The following is a 17,216-nucleotide window of genomic DNA, read 5'->3' on the forward strand; positions in this document are numbered from 1 at the left end:
AATCCTATTCATCGATCTGAATAATTATGAGTTTTCATCCGAAGTGAATTTCCAATTGTTCAATATAACCAGGGGTTATAGGTGACGCAACTAAGTCATTGCGCATTTGCGTCATTCTACCCACCAACGTTTGAAATCTCCCCACCAGGAATGTTTCTCTTCCTGAATACCTTGTTGATTCTGTACCTGACGGGTCTTCTCATCTTCTCCAGAATCCGAATCATCCGTCGTGCCATGGCATACCTCTGTCGGTTCAGTACCATCAATGAAAACTTCCAGCCGTTTCTCTTCACAACCGTTGCCTGCCAGCTTGCCGGATTCCGGGTCAATATAGACACTTACGACATGATCGGGCACGGTGAAGATTTTGGGTGGTACGCTCGCAAGTGCCTGTTCTGTGAACTGGGCAAAGATCGGCGCTGCCCGGCGGCCATCCGAAGTTGAGATGGCTTTGCCTTGATCGTACCCAACCCATACCGCGGTGGAGAGCTCAGGTGTGAACCCAACCAGCCAGGCATCCGTGTTGGTTGTTCCCGTTTTTCCCGCTACCGGACGTTTGATCGCCTTAGACACCCGGTTGCCCGTTCCTCCATTTTCGAAGACACTTTCCATTAAACGAGTCAGTACATAAGCAGCAGCAGGTTCCACAACGGTCTCAGCCTTTGTCTGAGGCGATTCATAGAGCACACGTCCTGCGGCATCCGTCACTTGCAGAATGGCTACAGGTGGCGTCCGTTGTCCACCAGCAGCAATGACGGAAAAGGCCGAAGCCATCTCCAGCGGGCTGACAGGTGACGTTCCCAGTGCAAGAGAAGGTACGGCACTCAGGTTGCTTGTAATGCCGAGGTTTTTTGCCATACTCACAACCTGCTCAGGACCGATCTGCATAATGGTGTTCACCGCATAGATATTGTCTGAAGCGGCGATCGCCTGTCTTAGATCAATCTCACCCAGATACTTGTCTCCAAAGTTGCCGGGTTTATAGGTTTTGCGGTCATTGTCATAGTGAAAAAGGGTAGGTTCACTGTTAAATATGGATGCACTGGTAAGCTGCTTGGACTCAAGGGCTGCCAGATACATAATCGGTTTAAACGCCGAACCCGGTTGGCGCGTAGTCGCCAATACATGGTTAATCTGATTGGTGCGGTAATTCTTGCCGCCTACCATGGCTTTGATGTAACCCGTCCGAGGGTCGATGGACACCAGAGCCGTTTCCAGCTCACTTTTGGCATCCATACCCTTCGCTATGGCGTCTTCCGCTGCTTTTTGTACACGCAGATCCAGGGTGGTGTAGATGTTCAATCCCCCATGATCCAGCATCGCTTCACTGATTCCCAGCTCTTTGATGGCCAGATTCCGGATATAGTCACGGAAATACGGGGCACTTTCCACCGTTTTACGCTCGCTCTCCGGTTTGAACGAAAGCATTTTCTCATAGGCCTTATCCGCTTCGGCCTGGGTGATCTTGCCGATATCAGCCATGGCATTCAGCACAATCTTCTGTCGGTCTTTAGCATTCTTCATATGGTTATAGGGTGAATAGTAGGTAGGTCCTTTCGGGATTCCTGCTAGCATGGCACTCTCTGCGAGATCCAGCTGTTTGGCTGATTTGCCAAAATACATCCGCGAAGCCGCTTCGATTCCGTACGCACCATGCCCATAATAGATTTCGTTCAGATACATCTGCAAAATTTCATCCTTGCTGTATTTCATCTCCAATTGTGCCGTGTACATGGCTTCCTTGGCTTTGCGAGTCCATGTTTTCTCATGAGATAGATACAGGTTACGCGCCAGCTGTTGAGTCAATGTACTTGCACCTTGCGACATCTGCATATGTTCGAGGTTAACGAGCACAGCCCGTCCCATCCCTTGCACGTCGAACCCGTAGTGATTATAGAATTTGCGGTCCTCTACAGCCAAAGTGGCATGGACCAAATCTGGAGCGATATCCTCCAGTTGAACGGGTACAGAGTCTTTGCCACCTGCGGAGAAGGTAGCGATGACTTCACCCTGACTGTCCAGTAATCTGGAATTCCGATCAGAGTCTGCTAGGGGAAGGCTGGTTGCGTATAGATAGACCAATCCTGCAGCGGTAGCAAGTATGGCGAGCACGGCGAGCAGAGACAGGTTTTTAAACAATTTACGTACACGGAACCCGCGTTTGCGGGTCTTTTGATTTGGCTTGGTCATGGAACGGGCTCCTCTCTTTTCTTCCAGTATGGGACTTGATTGGCAGGGATATTCAATCGGGTGCATAAGCGAACAAAATGTAGCATTTTCGCCGGAAAAACCGTTTTGCAGTATAAACGTCAATCGCGTATAATGCAAAAGGGTAATGAAAAGGTAAGATTCGGCACAAGATACTAAAGCGCGTAAGGACGAACAGACGAATGGTCATTGATTCATTGATTAGTCAGACGCTCTGCATGCTCTGGTCAAATTTAATCTATATAATGAAGTGAACCGCGGACCTTTCCCGCAGGCCAGCAATGATAACGCGATATGGCGCCGAACGCTGGACGTGCTTGGGCGAACCGATTATAGTGCACAGCGCTTGATCGGGTATGGCTGATCATTAACTTTACGGAAAGAAGGTAGAGATTATGGAATTGTGGTTTACGGAGAAACAGACCCCGGTATTCGGGATCACCGCGAAGATTAAGCAGACCTATGTTACAGAGAAAACGGATTTTCAAGATTTGGCCATGGTAGAGACCGAAGAATTCGGTAACATGTTGCTTCTTGATGGCATGGTGATGACGACTGTAAAAGACGAATTCGTATATCACGAAATGGCGGCACACCCTGCGCTGAACACTCACCCGAATCCGAAAAAAGTTCTGGTTGTAGGTGGCGGCGATGGCGGAGTCATTCGTGAAGTCATTAAACATGCTGCTGTAGAAAAAGCTGTTCTCGTCGAAATTGACGGTAAAGTTATTGAATACTCTAAAAAATATTTGCCTGAAATCGCCGGCAAGTTGGACGAGCCTAATGTTGAAGTGCTCGTGAACGACGGCTACATGCATATTATTGAACATAAAAATGAATACGATGTGATCATCGTAGACTCCACGGAGCCTGTGGGCCCGGCTGCGCCATTATTTGAGCGTGGGTTCTACCAAGGCATCTACGAAGCATTGAAAGAAGACGGAATCTTCGTTGCCCAAACAGACAACCCTTGGTTTAAGGCGGATCTGATCCAGAAGGTGAACAAAGACGTCAAAGAAATCTTCCCGATCGTACATGTGTACGGCTGTAATATTCCAACCTATCCAAGTGGTTTGTGGACATTCACCATGGGTAGCAAGAAACATGACCCGCTTGAAGTGGATGAGACTCAAATTCCGGAGATGGATACCAAGTATTACTCTCCACGTCTGCACAAAGCAGCATTTGTACTTCCTAAATTCGTGGAAGATTTAACGAAATAAAAGGGGAAATCATTAATGAAACTGGATCAAGCTTATTCAGGAAACGTATTTATTTGCAGCTCTGAGGATTATGAGAACTCCAAAGCAGTTATCTATGGCATGCCGATGGATTACACCGTCAGCTTCCGTCCGGGTTCCCGTTTCGGCCCATCTCATATCCGTCAAGCATCGGTTGGACTTGAAGAGTACAGCCCATATCTCGACAAAAGCATTGTAGACATGACATACTTTGACGCTGGAGACCTGCTCTTGCCTTTTGGTAACGCTGGACGCAGTCTTGAGGTAATTCATGAATACATCGGCAGTCTGCTCGCTGACGACAAATTCCCAGTTGGTCTCGGTGGCGAGCATCTGGTTACTTGGCCAGTCATCCAACAGATGTACAAGAAATACCCGGATCTTATCCTGATTCATATTGATGCACACGCTGACCTTCGTGAAAACTATGAAGGCGAGCCATTGTCCCACTCCACACCAGTACGTAAAGCAGCTGAGTTGATGGGTGGCAAAAATATCTATCAGTTCGGTATCCGTTCCGGTTCCCGTGAGGAGTTCCAGTACGGTCGCGAGAACATCAACTTCTATCCATTTGAAGTGGCAGCTCCGATGAAGGAAGCTCTTCCGAAGATGGGCAACCGTCCGGTGTATGTGACCATCGACATCGATGTGCTTGATCCGTCAGCAGCGCCAGGAACAGGTACAGCAGAAGCGGGCGGCATTACGTCTAAGGAACTGCTGGAAGCCATTCATATGATCGCAGGATCTGATGTAAATGTAGTTGGTTGTGACTTGGTTGAAGTTGCACCAATCTATGATCCAACACAACAGACACAGATTGTAGCTGCGAAGCTGATCCGTGAAATGCTGCTTGGATTCGTGAAATAATCACAGAATAATCGATAAGTATAACGCTCTCTGTCTGCGCGGGTTCAACTTTGCGCAGGGGAGGGCGTTTTGTATTGTTAACTTTTGTACAGAGTTGTGCTATACTGACTACATAAGTATTCAGTAGTATATTAATTGATATATTACATTCGTGAAGTATATGGTGATCGGGTTCGGTCATATACTAAAAAGAGCCTTTACCGCTGCCAACGGTAAAGACTCTTAGGACCCGAAAGGCTGTGGATTGCCACGGCGCGCATGAACTAAATAATGCTATTCAAGCAAAACCCACCGTCAGGCTTCCGACCTTATGAGGTGGGTTTTCGCTTGCTACGAAACTTTTTGCGCAACCAACGGTAAAGCTTTCGCCCACTCAGTACAATACTGAGGATCGCAGCAATCCATCGGATTACATCAAGCAACGCCACAAGTTTGACCAACGACGTCACCCCCTTTCGGGAAGCTGCGCCGTGGTCTGGAAAACATCCACCGATATTCAAAAGTCCATAACATTAATTATAGCACGTATGTTCCCTTGCCTCTACCATTTATTTCATGTGTTAGTATGGACTCTCCTCTTACACAGATATCGTGCCTTGGTATGACTCTATCTTAATATTTGTGTATAATATGGAAATAGAGGAAGGGCAAGGTGGATGTGAATGCGTGTGATTCGGACTCAATTGAGTATGTATCCCAAGTGGCTGACTGCAGTTTTTATAGTGTTTGTCATCAATTTTGTATTAGCAGTGACGATATTTCTCAACTTTACGTTGATGGTGGCTGATCTGGCTATGCTTTTTGCTGCATATAGTATTCGGGAATATAAATACAACAAAATATATTTTAGTTTATGTCTTTTATTAAGTATCAGTTTTGTTATCCTTGGTATCAGGACATTTCCCATTTAACTTAGAGTACACAACGTTTAGTAATCAACCACCCTTGCCTGCATGATACCAATCATGGGTAAAGGTGGTTTTTTTCTTGCAAAATTGTCATCAGGGTTAATCAGATTGTTACGTTAGAACCATCAAATTTGGGTAAAACCATAGAAGGAGGTGTTACGATGACAACCAAGAGTACAATGACATGGAAACGGATTAGTGCACTCGCATTATCGTTAACGCTGGCTTGGGGGATGGGTCCGGTACATATGCTATCAGGTGCTAACGCTGCATCCTCACAGGCATGTGGAAAGGGAGATCATGGACTATCTGCTACATTAAAAAAGGGCAGCGGTGTGGAAGAGCAACACCTGCAATTTACTGACATTGATTTTCTTAATGATACGACTGGACGAGCTGGGGGTGAAGGCTTCCTGATCGGTACCTCGAATGCAGGATGTACGTGGCAGTCCATATATACCGGGCAGTGGCAATTCACTCAGCTTGATTTTCCCAATAATGTGAACGGATATGCGCTGGCGCGAGTGAAGGATTCACCTGCAACCTATCTGATCCGTACCCATGATGGGGGATCGCACTGGACGCGGCTCGATACGCCGGGCATTCAACTCAAACGAATTGATTTTCGCAATAAAGATGTAGGTTATGGTTACACCTATAATGGTGCATATCAGACAAAGGATGGCGGGGTAACCTGGAGTAAATTGAATACGCCTGCCAACACGCGTGCAGCTGCCTTTGCAACAGAGAAACAAGGGTATGCCGTCGTGGTTGTACCTGGATCGGGGTATCATCTGAAGCAAACGAGTGATGGCGGCAAAAACTGGACAACCTCTCTTCGAGTTGTCTCAGACACATGGAGCGGAGCGGATCTGTATGCACATGGCCAGCAAGTATGGGCCCTTCTGTATGGTGATGCAGGCATGTCCCAACAATCGTACTCCCTCTATGCGAGCGGTAATCAAGGCAAGAACTGGACCCAAGTATTTGCGCAATCCACAGCAGGGGGAGGTCCTGCACCAGGTACAAACAGTACGGGCAAAGGAAACGGACCAGCCAACCCGGGTGGTCACCCCGGCAACATGGCGTTGATTGGTAATCAGACGGCGTATCTGTCTGCAGGTTCACCCGCAGCTGGCAAAGTGGGTATTGGACGTTCTTATGATACAGGTTCCACGTGGAAAAATATTGACCTGAAAGATCCGGGATACAGTTCCCGTATCTCGTTCCCATCGGCCAAGACGGGTTGGCTCGTAGTCACAAGTGATAACTCTCCTGCGATCTATCAGACTACAGATGGTGGAACGACGTGGACACAAAAAATGTTGTTGCCTTCAGAGCAGGATTAAATAGCCTGTGAATCTGAAATAACAACGGAGCAAATCCAAATTAGAAATGTATAAAAATCAATTTGGTAAGTCTCTGTATGAATTTCTATAACAAACAAGCCTCTTCCTAATCAATTACACAGGAAGAGGCTTGTTTGTGTAGAAATAAAAACGGTTGAAACCTACTCTGAAACGAGTTATTGTAAGCGATAACAATATAATTTATGGGGGTTGAAATAATGGTTGATGTTATTTTAAAGGCCGATTCAGATCAAGGATTAATAAATCGCAATATATATGGTCACTTTTCCGAACACTTGGGACGTTGTATTTATGAGGGGCTGTGGGTAGGAGAAGATTCACCTATTCCGAATACGGATGGGATTCGAAATGATGTATTGACGGCCTTGCAGAAGCTTAATATTCCAGTACTTCGCTGGCCAGGCGGTTGTTTTGCCGATGAATATCACTGGAAAGATGGTGTAGGTCCGAAGAGTGAGCGTGCTCGTATGATCAATACACACTGGGGCGGTGTGGAAGAGAACAATCACTTTGGTACACATGAATTCTTGAGATTATGTGAGCTACTCGGCACGGAGCCATACATCAGTGGCAACCTGGGTAGCGGTACAGTGCAGGAGATGCAGGAATGGGTGGAGTACATCACATTTGACGGCGAATCCCCGATGGCGAACTGGCGTAAGAGTAATGGTAGGGAAGAACCGTGGAAAATGAAGTATTTTGGCGTGGGAAATGAGAACTGGGGATGCGGCGGCAATATGCGTCCTGAATATTATGCGGATGAATATCGTCGGTATGCTACATATGTACGTAACTATTCCGGGAACGAGATTTATAAAATCGCTTGTGGGCCCAACGAAGGCAACTATGAATGGATGGAAGTCCTGATGCGGGAGGCTGCTCGCTTTATGGATGGAATCAGTCTTCATTATTACACTATCCCTACAGGAGAGTGGAATGATAAAGGCGCAGCTACAGGATTTGGTGAGGCTGAATGGTTCACTACCTTGAAAAAGACGCTCCATATGGAGGAATTACTGGTGAAGCACTCCGAGATTATGGACAAATATGATCCAGAGGGCAGAGTCGGCATTATTGTGGATGAATGGGGCACGTGGTATAACGTTGAGCCGGGAACCAATCCAGGGTTCCTGTATCAACAGAATACGATGCGGGACGCTGTGCTTGCAGGTGTTAACCTGAATATTTTCAACCAACATAATAAACGGGTACACATGGCAAATCTTGCGCAGATCGTCAATGTGCTTCAATCGCTTGTGCTCACGGAAGGGGACAAAATGCTCCTGACCCCTACGTACCATGTATTTGATATGTATCAGGTCCATATGGATGCACAGCGACTGGATTTGAATTATGAAAGCCCAGGATACACATTCGGAGAAGAGACCATTCCGCAACTCAGCTTATCAGCTTCCCGCAACAAGGATGGGGTCATTCATGTGACAGCTTGTAATCTGAGTCACACGGATGAGTTGGAAGTTGTGTGTCAGCTGGACGCAGCTCAAGCGGCTAAAGTAAACGGGCAGATTCTGCACCATACTGATTTTGGTGCATTTAATACCTTTGAACAGCCGAATCATGTTCAGCCTGTGGCGTGGGATGGAATCACACTGGAGAATAACACACTGCGTTTTGTCCTTCCACCAGCATCGGTTGGGGTGCTCGCTGTCGAGGGTTAATGCATGAAAAGGCAGGAACCTTGCAAAGGCTGTAATGATCAGTACGATGTGAAGATTAGCGATGCCAAAATGGCCAGACTTGTGGAGATTGCCTCACGTTCGCGTCCGACGGTACAGGATGAGGAATATGAACGTCGGCTATCCATCTGCTCTGCTTGTCCGGGATTGCAATATGGCACAACTTGTCGGCATTGTGGTTGTCTCGTACAGGTGCGAGCGAAGCTGAGTGAGTCGACATGTCCTTTTCCTTATGAATCCCAATGGGCCTGATCGGAGGAACGAATCTTATTATAATGAAGCAAAAGGGAGTTGCACTTTACCGGTGCGGCTCTTCTTTTTTGGCTTGATGAGGAAAAAACTCTGAATTTGGATTTGAATTGAGCGAGGGAACTGGATATAGTTATACAGTAGAGTGTAGGATAGCGAGCTATCCGGGAATATGAGCGCGTATAGCGACACAACAATACGGGAAGGGCTGTTCTCACCAGCCGTGCCTGATTTTGCGTCGCCTCGAATATAATGGAGGTTAACATTCATGTCGAACATGCGACCGGTACACATCCGGCTGCACAGCCGTTATGAAGGTGAAGATGTGCTGCAGGAAATGCAGGGTGAAGCCGTGTTAAAAGGGTCTGTTCTTTATGTTCGTTATGAAGAACCGCAGGTTGGACCTGAGGGAGGTACAACCCGTACAACATTGAAGCTGGGCGGACAATCCATCAAGATTATACGTCATGGTGAGGTGGAATCGGAGCAGACTTTTGAGTTGAATCGGAAGCTTCCTGGTTTCTACCGATCACCATACATGTCGTTTGCCCTGTCCACGCATACACAGAAGCTGGAACTTTCCATTCAGGGATTGAGCGCACGCGCAGCGTGGAGCTACGACTTTTACCGCTTTGATGAAGAATCTGGACATTTCGCGATTAGTTTGCATATACAGGAGGAACCAATTTCATGACACGTAATCCACTAGATACGATTAACGAACGGGTAAGTACGGCCATCGGCAACGCCATTGTGACGGCCGGAATTGTTACGCAGGACGAATTGCCAGCCATCACATTGGAAGTGCCGCGTGAGAAGACACATGGAGACTTGGCGACCAATGCTGCCATGCAGCTGACCAAGATTGCCAAGCGCAATCCGCGTCAGATTGCTGAAGAGATCATTGCCAATCTGAATCTGGCTGAAGCAGGAATCGAGAAGGCTGAGATTGCGGGCCCAGGATTCATTAACTTCAAATTGGACAAGAGTTACCTTTATCCAGTACTTGCGCTTGTGCAGGAGCAGGGTAAAGATTACGGAAGAATTAACATCGGAGAAGGACGCAAAGTCGAGATGGAGTTTGTCAGTGCCAACCCGACAGGCAGCCTGCATCTGGGTCATGCCCGTGGAGCAGCTGTAGGTGATGCACTATGTAACATCCTTGACTACGCAGGATATGATGTAACCCGTGAATACTACATTAATGACGCAGGTAATCAGGTGTTTAATCTGGCTCGTTCCATTGAAGCTCGTTATCTGCAAGAGCTGGGTCAGGATGCTGAGATGCCTGAAGACGGTTATCACGGTGAAGATATTAAAGGATTCGCCAAGCAGCTTGTTGCTGAAAAGGGTGACGAATTGCTGTCCATGCATCCGGGTGACCGTGCGGCTTATTTCCGTGACTTTGGTCTGGAGAAGGAACTGGACAAGATCAAACGTGACTTGAATCGCTTCCGTGTTAACTTTGACATCTGGTTCAGCGAAACTTCCCTGTACGATAACGGAGAAGTGCTGCGAGTGCTTGATGAATTGCGTGACCGTAATGAGATCTATGAGCAAGATGGAGCAACTTGGTTGAAAACGATGCAGTACGGTGACGACAAAGAACGTGTATTGATCAAGAACGATGGCACGTATACTTACCTGACGCCAGATATTGCTTATCACCGCGACAAATATGCTCGTGGATACGACACGATGATCAACATCTGGGGTGCCGATCACCATGGATATATTCCACGGATGAAAGCCGCGATGCAAGCACTGGGTAATGACCCTGAGAAACTGGTGGTCTTGATTGCACAGATGGTGAGCTTGTTCCAGAACGGTGAAAAAGTGAAGATGTCCAAGCGTACAGGTAAAGCTGTAACGATGGAAGATCTGATGGATGAAGTCGGCATTGATGCCATCCGTTACTTCTTCACAATGCGCAGCATGGACTCCCATCTGGACTTTGACATGGACCTTGCGATTTCGACATCCAATGAGAATCCGGTATTCTACGTACAATACGCGCATGCCCGTGTATGTAGCGTATACCGTCAGGCTGAAGAACAAGGTATTGAACTGTTGCCACTGGCACAGATTGACCTGTCCAAGCTGACAACAGAGCACGAGTATGACCTTCTCCGCAAAATGGGAGAGTTGCCTGAGGAAATCTCGGCAGCAGCAACAGGATATGCGCCTCATCGTATCATCCGTTATGTATACGAGTTGGCATCCCTGTTCCACAGCTACTATCGTGCAGAACGTGTCATTACGGAAGACACGCAGCAAACTCAAGCACGTCTGGCACTGATCGGTGCTGTACGTACCGTTATCGCAACAGCGCTTCGTCTGGTAGGCGTAACCGCTCCTGACAAAATGTAAATTCCAGGCTAGCGGCACATCCGCCGCTCTGCCTAACAAAAAAGTCTCCAAGTCCACGTTGCAACTGCAACGTGGTACATGGAGACTTTTTTTATTGTGTACCCGGAGTTGAAGAAAACGAAATGCCTGACCCATCCAAGGCACACTAGCCTGCTCTGACATCACAGTGGGCGTAACCTAGAGTTTCAGCCGCTACGTAATACTCCCTCGTGCGTACTGCCTGGTCCGGGCTACTGCGTTTCGCCACGAAGCCTCAATCAAGTTCGGCTGACGGCTGACAGAGCTGGCTCACTCCCCGCCCTCCTGCATTAGCTTCAGGGCATCAATCTCACCACCACGCACCTTGCTCTTTGCTGTGGTAGTCTTGCGAGCACGCAAAGGGATCGTAGCACGTTTGACGAGTGTCTTGATTTCACTAGGGGATAACCCCGGATGTTTGGAGAGTAGCAAGGCGATAGCGCCACTCACATGGGACGTCGCCATGGATGTGCCGCTCATCTCGTGATGCTTGCCTTGTACCCAGGAAGAGACAATTTTATCACCGGGTGCATAGACATCCACATATGCGCCACGATTGCTGAAGGACGCAATACGTCTGTTTTTGTCGGTTGCCCCAACAGATATGGTCTGGGGATACCGTGCAGGGTAATCAATACTGCGGCGTTTGCCGTCATTTCCTGACGAAGCAACAATAACGATTCCAGCATGGTATGCACGATTGACAACGTCAAGAAGCGCCTTGCTGCGTGTTTTCATGCCAAAGCTCATATTGATGATATCGACCTTGTTGCGCACACACCAGTCGATGCCAAGTACAATATCGGATACATAAGCCGATCCGTTGTGGTCAAATGCTTTCACCGGATAGATCAGGGAGCGTGGAGCTACACCAATCATGCCTGCGGTACTGTTGGCAGCAGCGATAGTCCCTGCTATGTGGGTGCCGTGTCCGTTATCATCATGAGGAAGCAGGCTGCGGTTTAACAGATTGATTCCGCGTGCCAGGGAATAACGAAGATCAGGATGGTGATAATCAGCACCTGTATCAATCACACCGATTTTAATCCGGTGTCCGGTAGACACAGACCATACTTTGGGCGCCCGAATCTGCTTCACTCCCCAGGGTATGCCTTGAGCATTGCTTGGTTTGCTGTGGAGTGCGTTGGCATGAAGGGAGATGGGAACGTCTTCTTCAATCGTAATTTCATCCCCATAGCGGTATAGGTCCTCCGGGCGTTGGACTGGAGCGATAATGGAACGAGCTAGTCGCGAGGAACGGACAGCCCCAAGGTCGGTGAATTCATTCCGCATTCGGGACAATTCTACGAGACAGGCCTCGTACTGCTGCGGTTTGGCAAATCGGATCAAATATCGCCCTCCCTGTTCTGGTTCAGGGCGTCGCATTCCGTCAATCAATTGATGCAATAAACCAGTATAGTCCATAATGGGCAGCCCCCTTCGGGATGAACATGCTGAGGTATTCTATGAATGCGCTCATCCCGCCGCATGGGGAACTTGCCCTTTTTTTACAAAAACACATTCTCTTCGTGTCAAAACGGGCGCAGGGACATATGATGGATGGAGAGCTAGAGGGCTCTTGCGGGGAACCTGGTGAGGAGTAATCCTCCAAGGGTATACAGTCAGAAGGCGGAGGGGACTCCGTCTTTTTTATTATGGAGTTGTCTCTTTGGCAAAGAGGATATTCCTGTGGGTTTGATGTCACTTCACGTTTAATATGTGGACATATTGTTGCTGCTCTCCGCATTTGCGTCACATCCGTACATAAAAACTTGCTTTTTAACGCTAAATAGGTTTTACTTAGGTTTGTTAATGGATATGTTATACGTAACAGTCCAGTTCGTAGGGGTTAAAAAGTGAATTTTGTGTGAGAGGAAGTGTCTGCAGTGAGTACCTCGCTCAATTTGAAAATTGATAAAGAAAAGGTAAAAGAGATTCCTTTGGTGGACCTTGCCTTTATGGTGCTGAAAGCGGCTAATACGCCGTATTACTATCGTGACTTAATGAATGAGGTAGCGAAGCAGCGCGGAATGACTGATGAAGAAATCAACGAGTTTATCGCCCAGCTATATACCGAGATTAATATCGATGGCCGTTTTGCTTGCGTCGGTACAAGTCTGTGGGGCTTAAAGCGCTGGTATCCGGTAGCTGGAACAGAAGATTCCATGACGGGTGCGAAGCGTCCGCGTATCATCAACGATGAAGACGATGATCTGGAAGATGAAGACTTCGGTGAAGAAGAAGACAGCTATAGCAGCGATGAAGGCTTCGACAGCACGGATAAAGACGAAGAAGAAGACGAAGAAGAGGAAGAAGAAGACGACATCTTTGACGAAGAAGACAGCGAAGAAGAAGTGCTGGTTGAAGATGACGATCTGGAAGATGAAGACCTCGAAGAAGACGAAGAAGAGTCCGAAAACGAGGATGAATTTGACGACGATTCTGATAATCGGTAGTCATTTTTGACGTCTATAATTTACCCGTTTCCCCGGAATAGTCAGCCTTGACAGCAGACGGGGTAACGGGTAAACTATTGCATGGGCTTATGAATGAGCGACAATATATTTATGTTTTTTATAGAAGGTGCCCCGTCCTGCGGGAGTACTTTTTTTTGTATTTTTAGAGGCATAATTTTGCAAAATGATTTTTTTCCGTATGCTCCCGGCCAACATTTCGTGGCCCGTTTTTGTATATCAAAAACACCAAATGGAATGAAGGCCATCGGAATATTTGCACCATTTTTTGCTGTAGAACAACGTGTATTTAAACCGACTTCGCAGAAAGAGCAGTTCGCAGATGCAGGGAATTTCTGCCATTGCTCTTTTTAACGATGATTACCTGGGAAACAGGTTACGATAACACCATATATCGCCTGAATTTCTGTACTTATATTAGGAGGGTAATAACAGTGACAAAGTATATTTTCGTGACGGGCGGAGTTGTGTCCTCCCTGGGCAAAGGGATTACGGCTGCTTCTCTGGGCAGATTGCTGAAAAACAGAGGGCTTAAGGTAACGATCCAGAAATTTGATCCATATATTAACATCGACCCGGGAACAATGAGTCCTTATCAGCACGGCGAGGTTTTTGTAACGGATGATGGCGCGGAAACGGATCTGGACCTTGGCCACTATGAACGTTTTATTGATATCAATCTCTCCAAAAACAGCAACGTCACGACTGGTAAAGTATACTCTTCCGTCATCAGCAAAGAGCGGCGCGGGGAATATCTGGGCGGAACGGTACAAGTTATTCCACACATTACGAACGAGATCAAAGAGCGTGTATTCCGCGCTGGACGTGAAGCGGGTTCGGATGTGGTTATTACGGAAATTGGTGGAACAGTGGGCGACATTGAGAGTTTGCCTTTCCTGGAAGCTATCCGTCAGATCAAGAGTGATGTAGGTCGCGACAATGTGATGTACATCCACGTAACACTTATTCCTTATATCAAAGCAGCTGGTGAAGTGAAAACAAAACCAACGCAACATAGTGTTAAGGAATTACGCAGCATCGGTATTCAACCCAATGTGATTGTATGCCGTACGGAGTATGAATTGTCTAAAGACATGAAAGCCAAGATCGCTCTCTTCTGCGACATTGATGAGAATGCCGTGGTTGAATGTCGTGATGCAGACACGTTGTATCAAGTACCTTTGAACCTGCGTGAAGAAGGCTTGGATGAGATCGTGGTAAATCACCTGAAACTGACTACTCCTGCACCGGATATGAGCGAGTGGGAAGGGCTGGTTGACCGGATCAACAAGTTGGAGCATACAGTTGAGATCGCTATTGTTGGTAAATATGTAGCGTTGCATGATGCATACCTGAGTGTTGTTGAGTCGTTGTCTCATGCAGGATTTGCATCCAATGCTGATGTGAAAATTCGCTGGGTTCCTTCTGAAGATATTACGGATGAGAATGTAGGCGACTTGTTACATGGTATTGGGGGTATCCTTGTTCCTGGTGGATTCGGAGATCGTGGTATTGAAGGTAAAGTATCGGCAATCCGTTATGCTCGTGAGAAACAAATTCCGTTCTTTGGTATTTGCCTGGGTATGCAGGTTTCCGTTATTGAGTATGCACGCTCCATCGTTGGCTTGAATGGTGCGAACAGTTCCGAAATTAATCCGGCTACGGAATTCCCTGTGATTGACCTGTTGCCTGAGCAAAAAGATATCGAGAATCTGGGTGGCACGATGCGTCTGGGTCTGTATCCTTGTAAGCTTCAGGAAGGTTCTTTGGCGATGGCTTGCTATGATGACGAGCTAGTGTATGAGAGACACCGTCACCGGTATGAGTTTAACAATGAATACCGTGAAACGATCGAAAAAGCAGGACTGGTTATCTCGGGTACATCCCCGGATGGACGTCTGGTTGAGATCGTGGAACTTCCAGGACACCCATGGTTCCTGGCGGTACAATTCCATCCGGAATTCACTTCCCGTCCGAACCGTCCGCAACCATTGTTCCGTGATTTTGTAAAAGCTTCTCTGGAGAATGCGCAGAAGTAATACATGGTTTTATTGTTTAACGTAATAGATATTGGGGATGTTCCTGGCAACCATAGCGGATGCCGGAACATCCTTTTTTTTTCGTAAAAAGTGGGTGGAAATGCTTTTTGTCATTTTGTGAAGGTAGCAGGATTTTAATGGAAGAGGTAGAATACTTATCATGACGACTATGGGATAGTTATCCAGATTCGAAGGTGTGCATGCTTTCCTAATTCTAGGAGGTTACAGAGTGGAAGATAAAAAAGTTTTGATTGTTGATGACCAGAATGGTATTCGAATCCTGTTAATGGAAGTGTTCAGCAGTGAGGGGTATAACACGTTTCAAGCACCCAACGGCAAGGTTGCTCTGGAGATTGTGAATAATGACAAGCCTGACCTGGTATTGCTCGATATGAAGATTCCTGGGATGGACGGTCTGGAAATCCTGAAGCATATTAAAGAAATTGATCCGGGTATCAAGGTGATCATGATGACCGCTTATGGTGAACTGGACATGATTAAGGAAGCCACGGATCTCGGAGCGCTCATGCACTTTACGAAACCGTTTGATATCGACGAGATGCGAGTGGCTGTGAATATGCAACTTCGCAACGGTACCGCCAATAAATGCAGCTGAATCCTGTTGATACAGGATTTTTTTGCGTGTGGAGAACATAGAAGGTACTTGGTGGGAAAATGAGGTATTTCACTCCTTTATCCGGGGAATATTGGAAATGGGGAAGTTATAAAGCGGTGTCTATGAAAACTGTGCTGCAAAGCACAGCATTTTTGCAAATGCTTGTTTAGTATTTGACATGGGATGTGGTATAATAAGCCCGTATGTGATTTCGGCTAAAAACCATAGACACAACCCAAACCCCTAGGAGGATTGAAACCATGCCATTAGTATCTATGACAGACATGTTGAACAAAGCACTTGAAGGAAAATATGCAGTTGGTCAATACAACATCAATAACCTTGAGTGGACTCAAGCGATTCTTGGTGCTGCTGAAGAAGAGAAATCCCCAGTAATCTTGGGTGTATCCGAAGGCGCAGCACGTCACATTGGTGGCTTCTACACTGTAGTTAAAATGGTAGAAGGACTCATTCACGACATGAAAATCACTGTTCCAGTTGCAATTCACCTGGACCACGGTTCAAGCTTCGACAAGTGTAAAGAAGCGATCGACGCTGGATTCACATCCGTAATGATCGACGGTTCCCACCACTCTATCGATGAGAACATCGAAATGACTAAAAAAGTTGTTGAATATGCACACGCTAAAGGCGTTTCTGTAGAAGCTGAAGTAGGTACTGTAGGCGGACAAGAAGACGACGTTATCGGCGGTATCATGTACGCTGACCTGAACGAGTGTATCCGTATCGTTAAAGAAACAGGCATCGATACATTGGCACCAGCTCTTGGTTCCGTACACGGTCCTTACCATGGCGAGCCTAACCTGGGCTTCAAAGAAATGGAAGAAGTTCGTGACGCGGTACAAGTTCCACTCGTATTGCACGGTGGTACAGGTATTCCTAAACACGACATCGACAAAGCCATTTCCCTGGGTACGTCCAAAATCAACGTAAACACAGAGAACCAAATTGCTTTTGCAAGAGTGGTTCGTGAAGTGCTTGCAGCTAAACCAGACGCTTACGATCCACGTACATTCATCGTACCAGGCCGTGAAGCAATTAAAGAAACCGTTAAAGGTAAAATCCGCGAGTTTGGTTCTAACAACAAAGCGTAATTTATCTTTACCAGTTCCATACTGTGAAATGGAAAAACACCGCC

At 46.9% G+C, this 17,216-nt stretch carries 14 protein-coding genes; 11 read left to right on the top strand and 3 right to left on the bottom strand.

Annotated elements, in window-relative coordinates; genetic code table 11:
• Window positions 1-111: 111 nt before the first annotated feature.
• Window positions 112-2,190 carry a PBP1A family penicillin-binding protein gene (locus MHH25_RS00550; protein ID WP_100528572.1) on the bottom strand — a complete coding sequence of 693 codons (2,079 nt, stop codon included), beginning with the start codon at window positions 2,188-2,190 and terminating at the stop codon, window positions 112-114.
• A gap of 413 nt (window positions 2,191-2,603) precedes the next feature.
• Here MHH25_RS00550 and speE point away from each other — a divergent pair, with 413 nt between their 5' ends.
• Both speE and speB read left to right on the top strand, forming a co-directional pair.
• Window positions 2,604-3,431 (top strand): polyamine aminopropyltransferase, encoded by an 828-nt coding sequence (gene speE, locus MHH25_RS00555; RefSeq protein WP_017691306.1) that lies wholly within the window; start codon window positions 2,604-2,606, stop codon window positions 3,429-3,431.
• 15 nt (window positions 3,432-3,446) lie between these two features.
• Window positions 3,447-4,316 carry an agmatinase gene (gene speB / locus MHH25_RS00560; protein ID WP_036607280.1) on the top strand — a complete coding sequence of 290 codons (870 nt, stop codon included), beginning with the start codon at window positions 3,447-3,449 and terminating at the stop codon, window positions 4,314-4,316.
• A 308-nt stretch (window positions 4,317-4,624) separates the two neighbouring features.
• Here the strand turns inward: speB and MHH25_RS00565 are convergent, their stop codons facing one another.
• Window positions 4,625-4,756: a hypothetical protein gene (locus MHH25_RS00565; RefSeq protein ID WP_017691304.1), complete on the bottom strand. Its 132-nt coding sequence runs from the start codon at window positions 4,754-4,756 to the stop codon at window positions 4,625-4,627.
• 629 nt (window positions 4,757-5,385) lie between these two features.
• Between MHH25_RS00565 and MHH25_RS00570 the strand changes: the two genes are divergently transcribed.
• The 5 genes from MHH25_RS00570 (at window position 5,386) to argS (ending at window position 10,910) form a co-directional block, all read left to right on the top strand.
• Window positions 5,386-6,573, top strand: a complete 1,188-nt coding sequence (locus tag MHH25_RS00570) for a hypothetical protein (RefSeq protein WP_074092943.1) — start codon at window positions 5,386-5,388, stop codon at window positions 6,571-6,573.
• Window positions 6,574-6,791: 218 nt separating this feature from the next.
• The gene (locus MHH25_RS00575) at window positions 6,792-8,273 is read left to right on the top strand and encodes an alpha-N-arabinofuranosidase (protein WP_340018863.1); all 1,482 of its coding nucleotides are present in this window, start codon (window positions 6,792-6,794) and stop codon (window positions 8,271-8,273) included.
• Between the two features lie 3 nt (window positions 8,274-8,276).
• Window positions 8,277-8,543 (top strand): DUF6171 family protein, encoded by a 267-nt coding sequence (locus MHH25_RS00580; protein WP_036667692.1) that lies wholly within the window; start codon window positions 8,277-8,279, stop codon window positions 8,541-8,543.
• Between the two features lie 265 nt (window positions 8,544-8,808).
• Entirely contained in the window at window positions 8,809-9,234 is a 426-nt protein-coding gene (locus tag MHH25_RS00585) for a DUF1934 domain-containing protein (RefSeq protein WP_017691299.1), read from the top strand.
• The gene (argS, locus tag MHH25_RS00590) at window positions 9,231-10,910 is read left to right on the top strand and encodes an arginine--tRNA ligase (RefSeq protein ID WP_036667693.1); all 1,680 of its coding nucleotides are present in this window, start codon (window positions 9,231-9,233) and stop codon (window positions 10,908-10,910) included. The genes MHH25_RS00585 and argS overlap by 4 nt, the downstream gene beginning before the upstream one ends.
• 288 nt (window positions 10,911-11,198) lie before the next feature.
• Here the strand turns inward: argS and MHH25_RS00595 are convergent, their stop codons facing one another.
• Window positions 11,199-12,353 carry a S8 family peptidase gene (locus tag MHH25_RS00595; protein WP_036667694.1) on the bottom strand — a complete coding sequence of 385 codons (1,155 nt, stop codon included), beginning with the start codon at window positions 12,351-12,353 and terminating at the stop codon, window positions 11,199-11,201.
• Window positions 12,354-12,814: 461 nt separating this feature from the next.
• On the opposite strand from MHH25_RS00595, the gene rpoE reads away from it, so the two are divergent.
• The 4 genes from rpoE (at window position 12,815) to fba (ending at window position 17,172) form a co-directional block, all read left to right on the top strand.
• The gene (gene rpoE, locus MHH25_RS00600) at window positions 12,815-13,384 is read left to right on the top strand and encodes a DNA-directed RNA polymerase subunit delta (RefSeq protein WP_047841137.1); all 570 of its coding nucleotides are present in this window, start codon (window positions 12,815-12,817) and stop codon (window positions 13,382-13,384) included.
• A 452-nt stretch (window positions 13,385-13,836) separates the two neighbouring features.
• Window positions 13,837-15,441, top strand: coding sequence for a CTP synthase (locus tag MHH25_RS00605; protein ID WP_100528576.1), 1,605 nt, complete (start codon window positions 13,837-13,839; stop codon window positions 15,439-15,441).
• A gap of 229 nt (window positions 15,442-15,670) precedes the next feature.
• On the top strand, window positions 15,671-16,057 hold the full coding sequence (locus MHH25_RS00610; protein ID WP_017691292.1) for a response regulator: 387 nt from the start codon (window positions 15,671-15,673) through the stop codon (window positions 16,055-16,057).
• A 260-nt stretch (window positions 16,058-16,317) separates the two neighbouring features.
• Complete coding sequence (gene fba / locus MHH25_RS00615; RefSeq protein WP_036607263.1) at window positions 16,318-17,172, top strand: class II fructose-1,6-bisphosphate aldolase; 855 nt, start codon at window positions 16,318-16,320, stop codon at window positions 17,170-17,172.
• Window positions 17,173-17,216: the final 44 nt, after the last annotated feature.

Origin of the sequence: Paenibacillus sp. FSL H3-0457, from assembly GCF_037981725.1 — a bacterium.
GTDB lineage: Bacteria > Bacillota > Bacilli > Paenibacillales > Paenibacillaceae > Paenibacillus > Paenibacillus amylolyticus.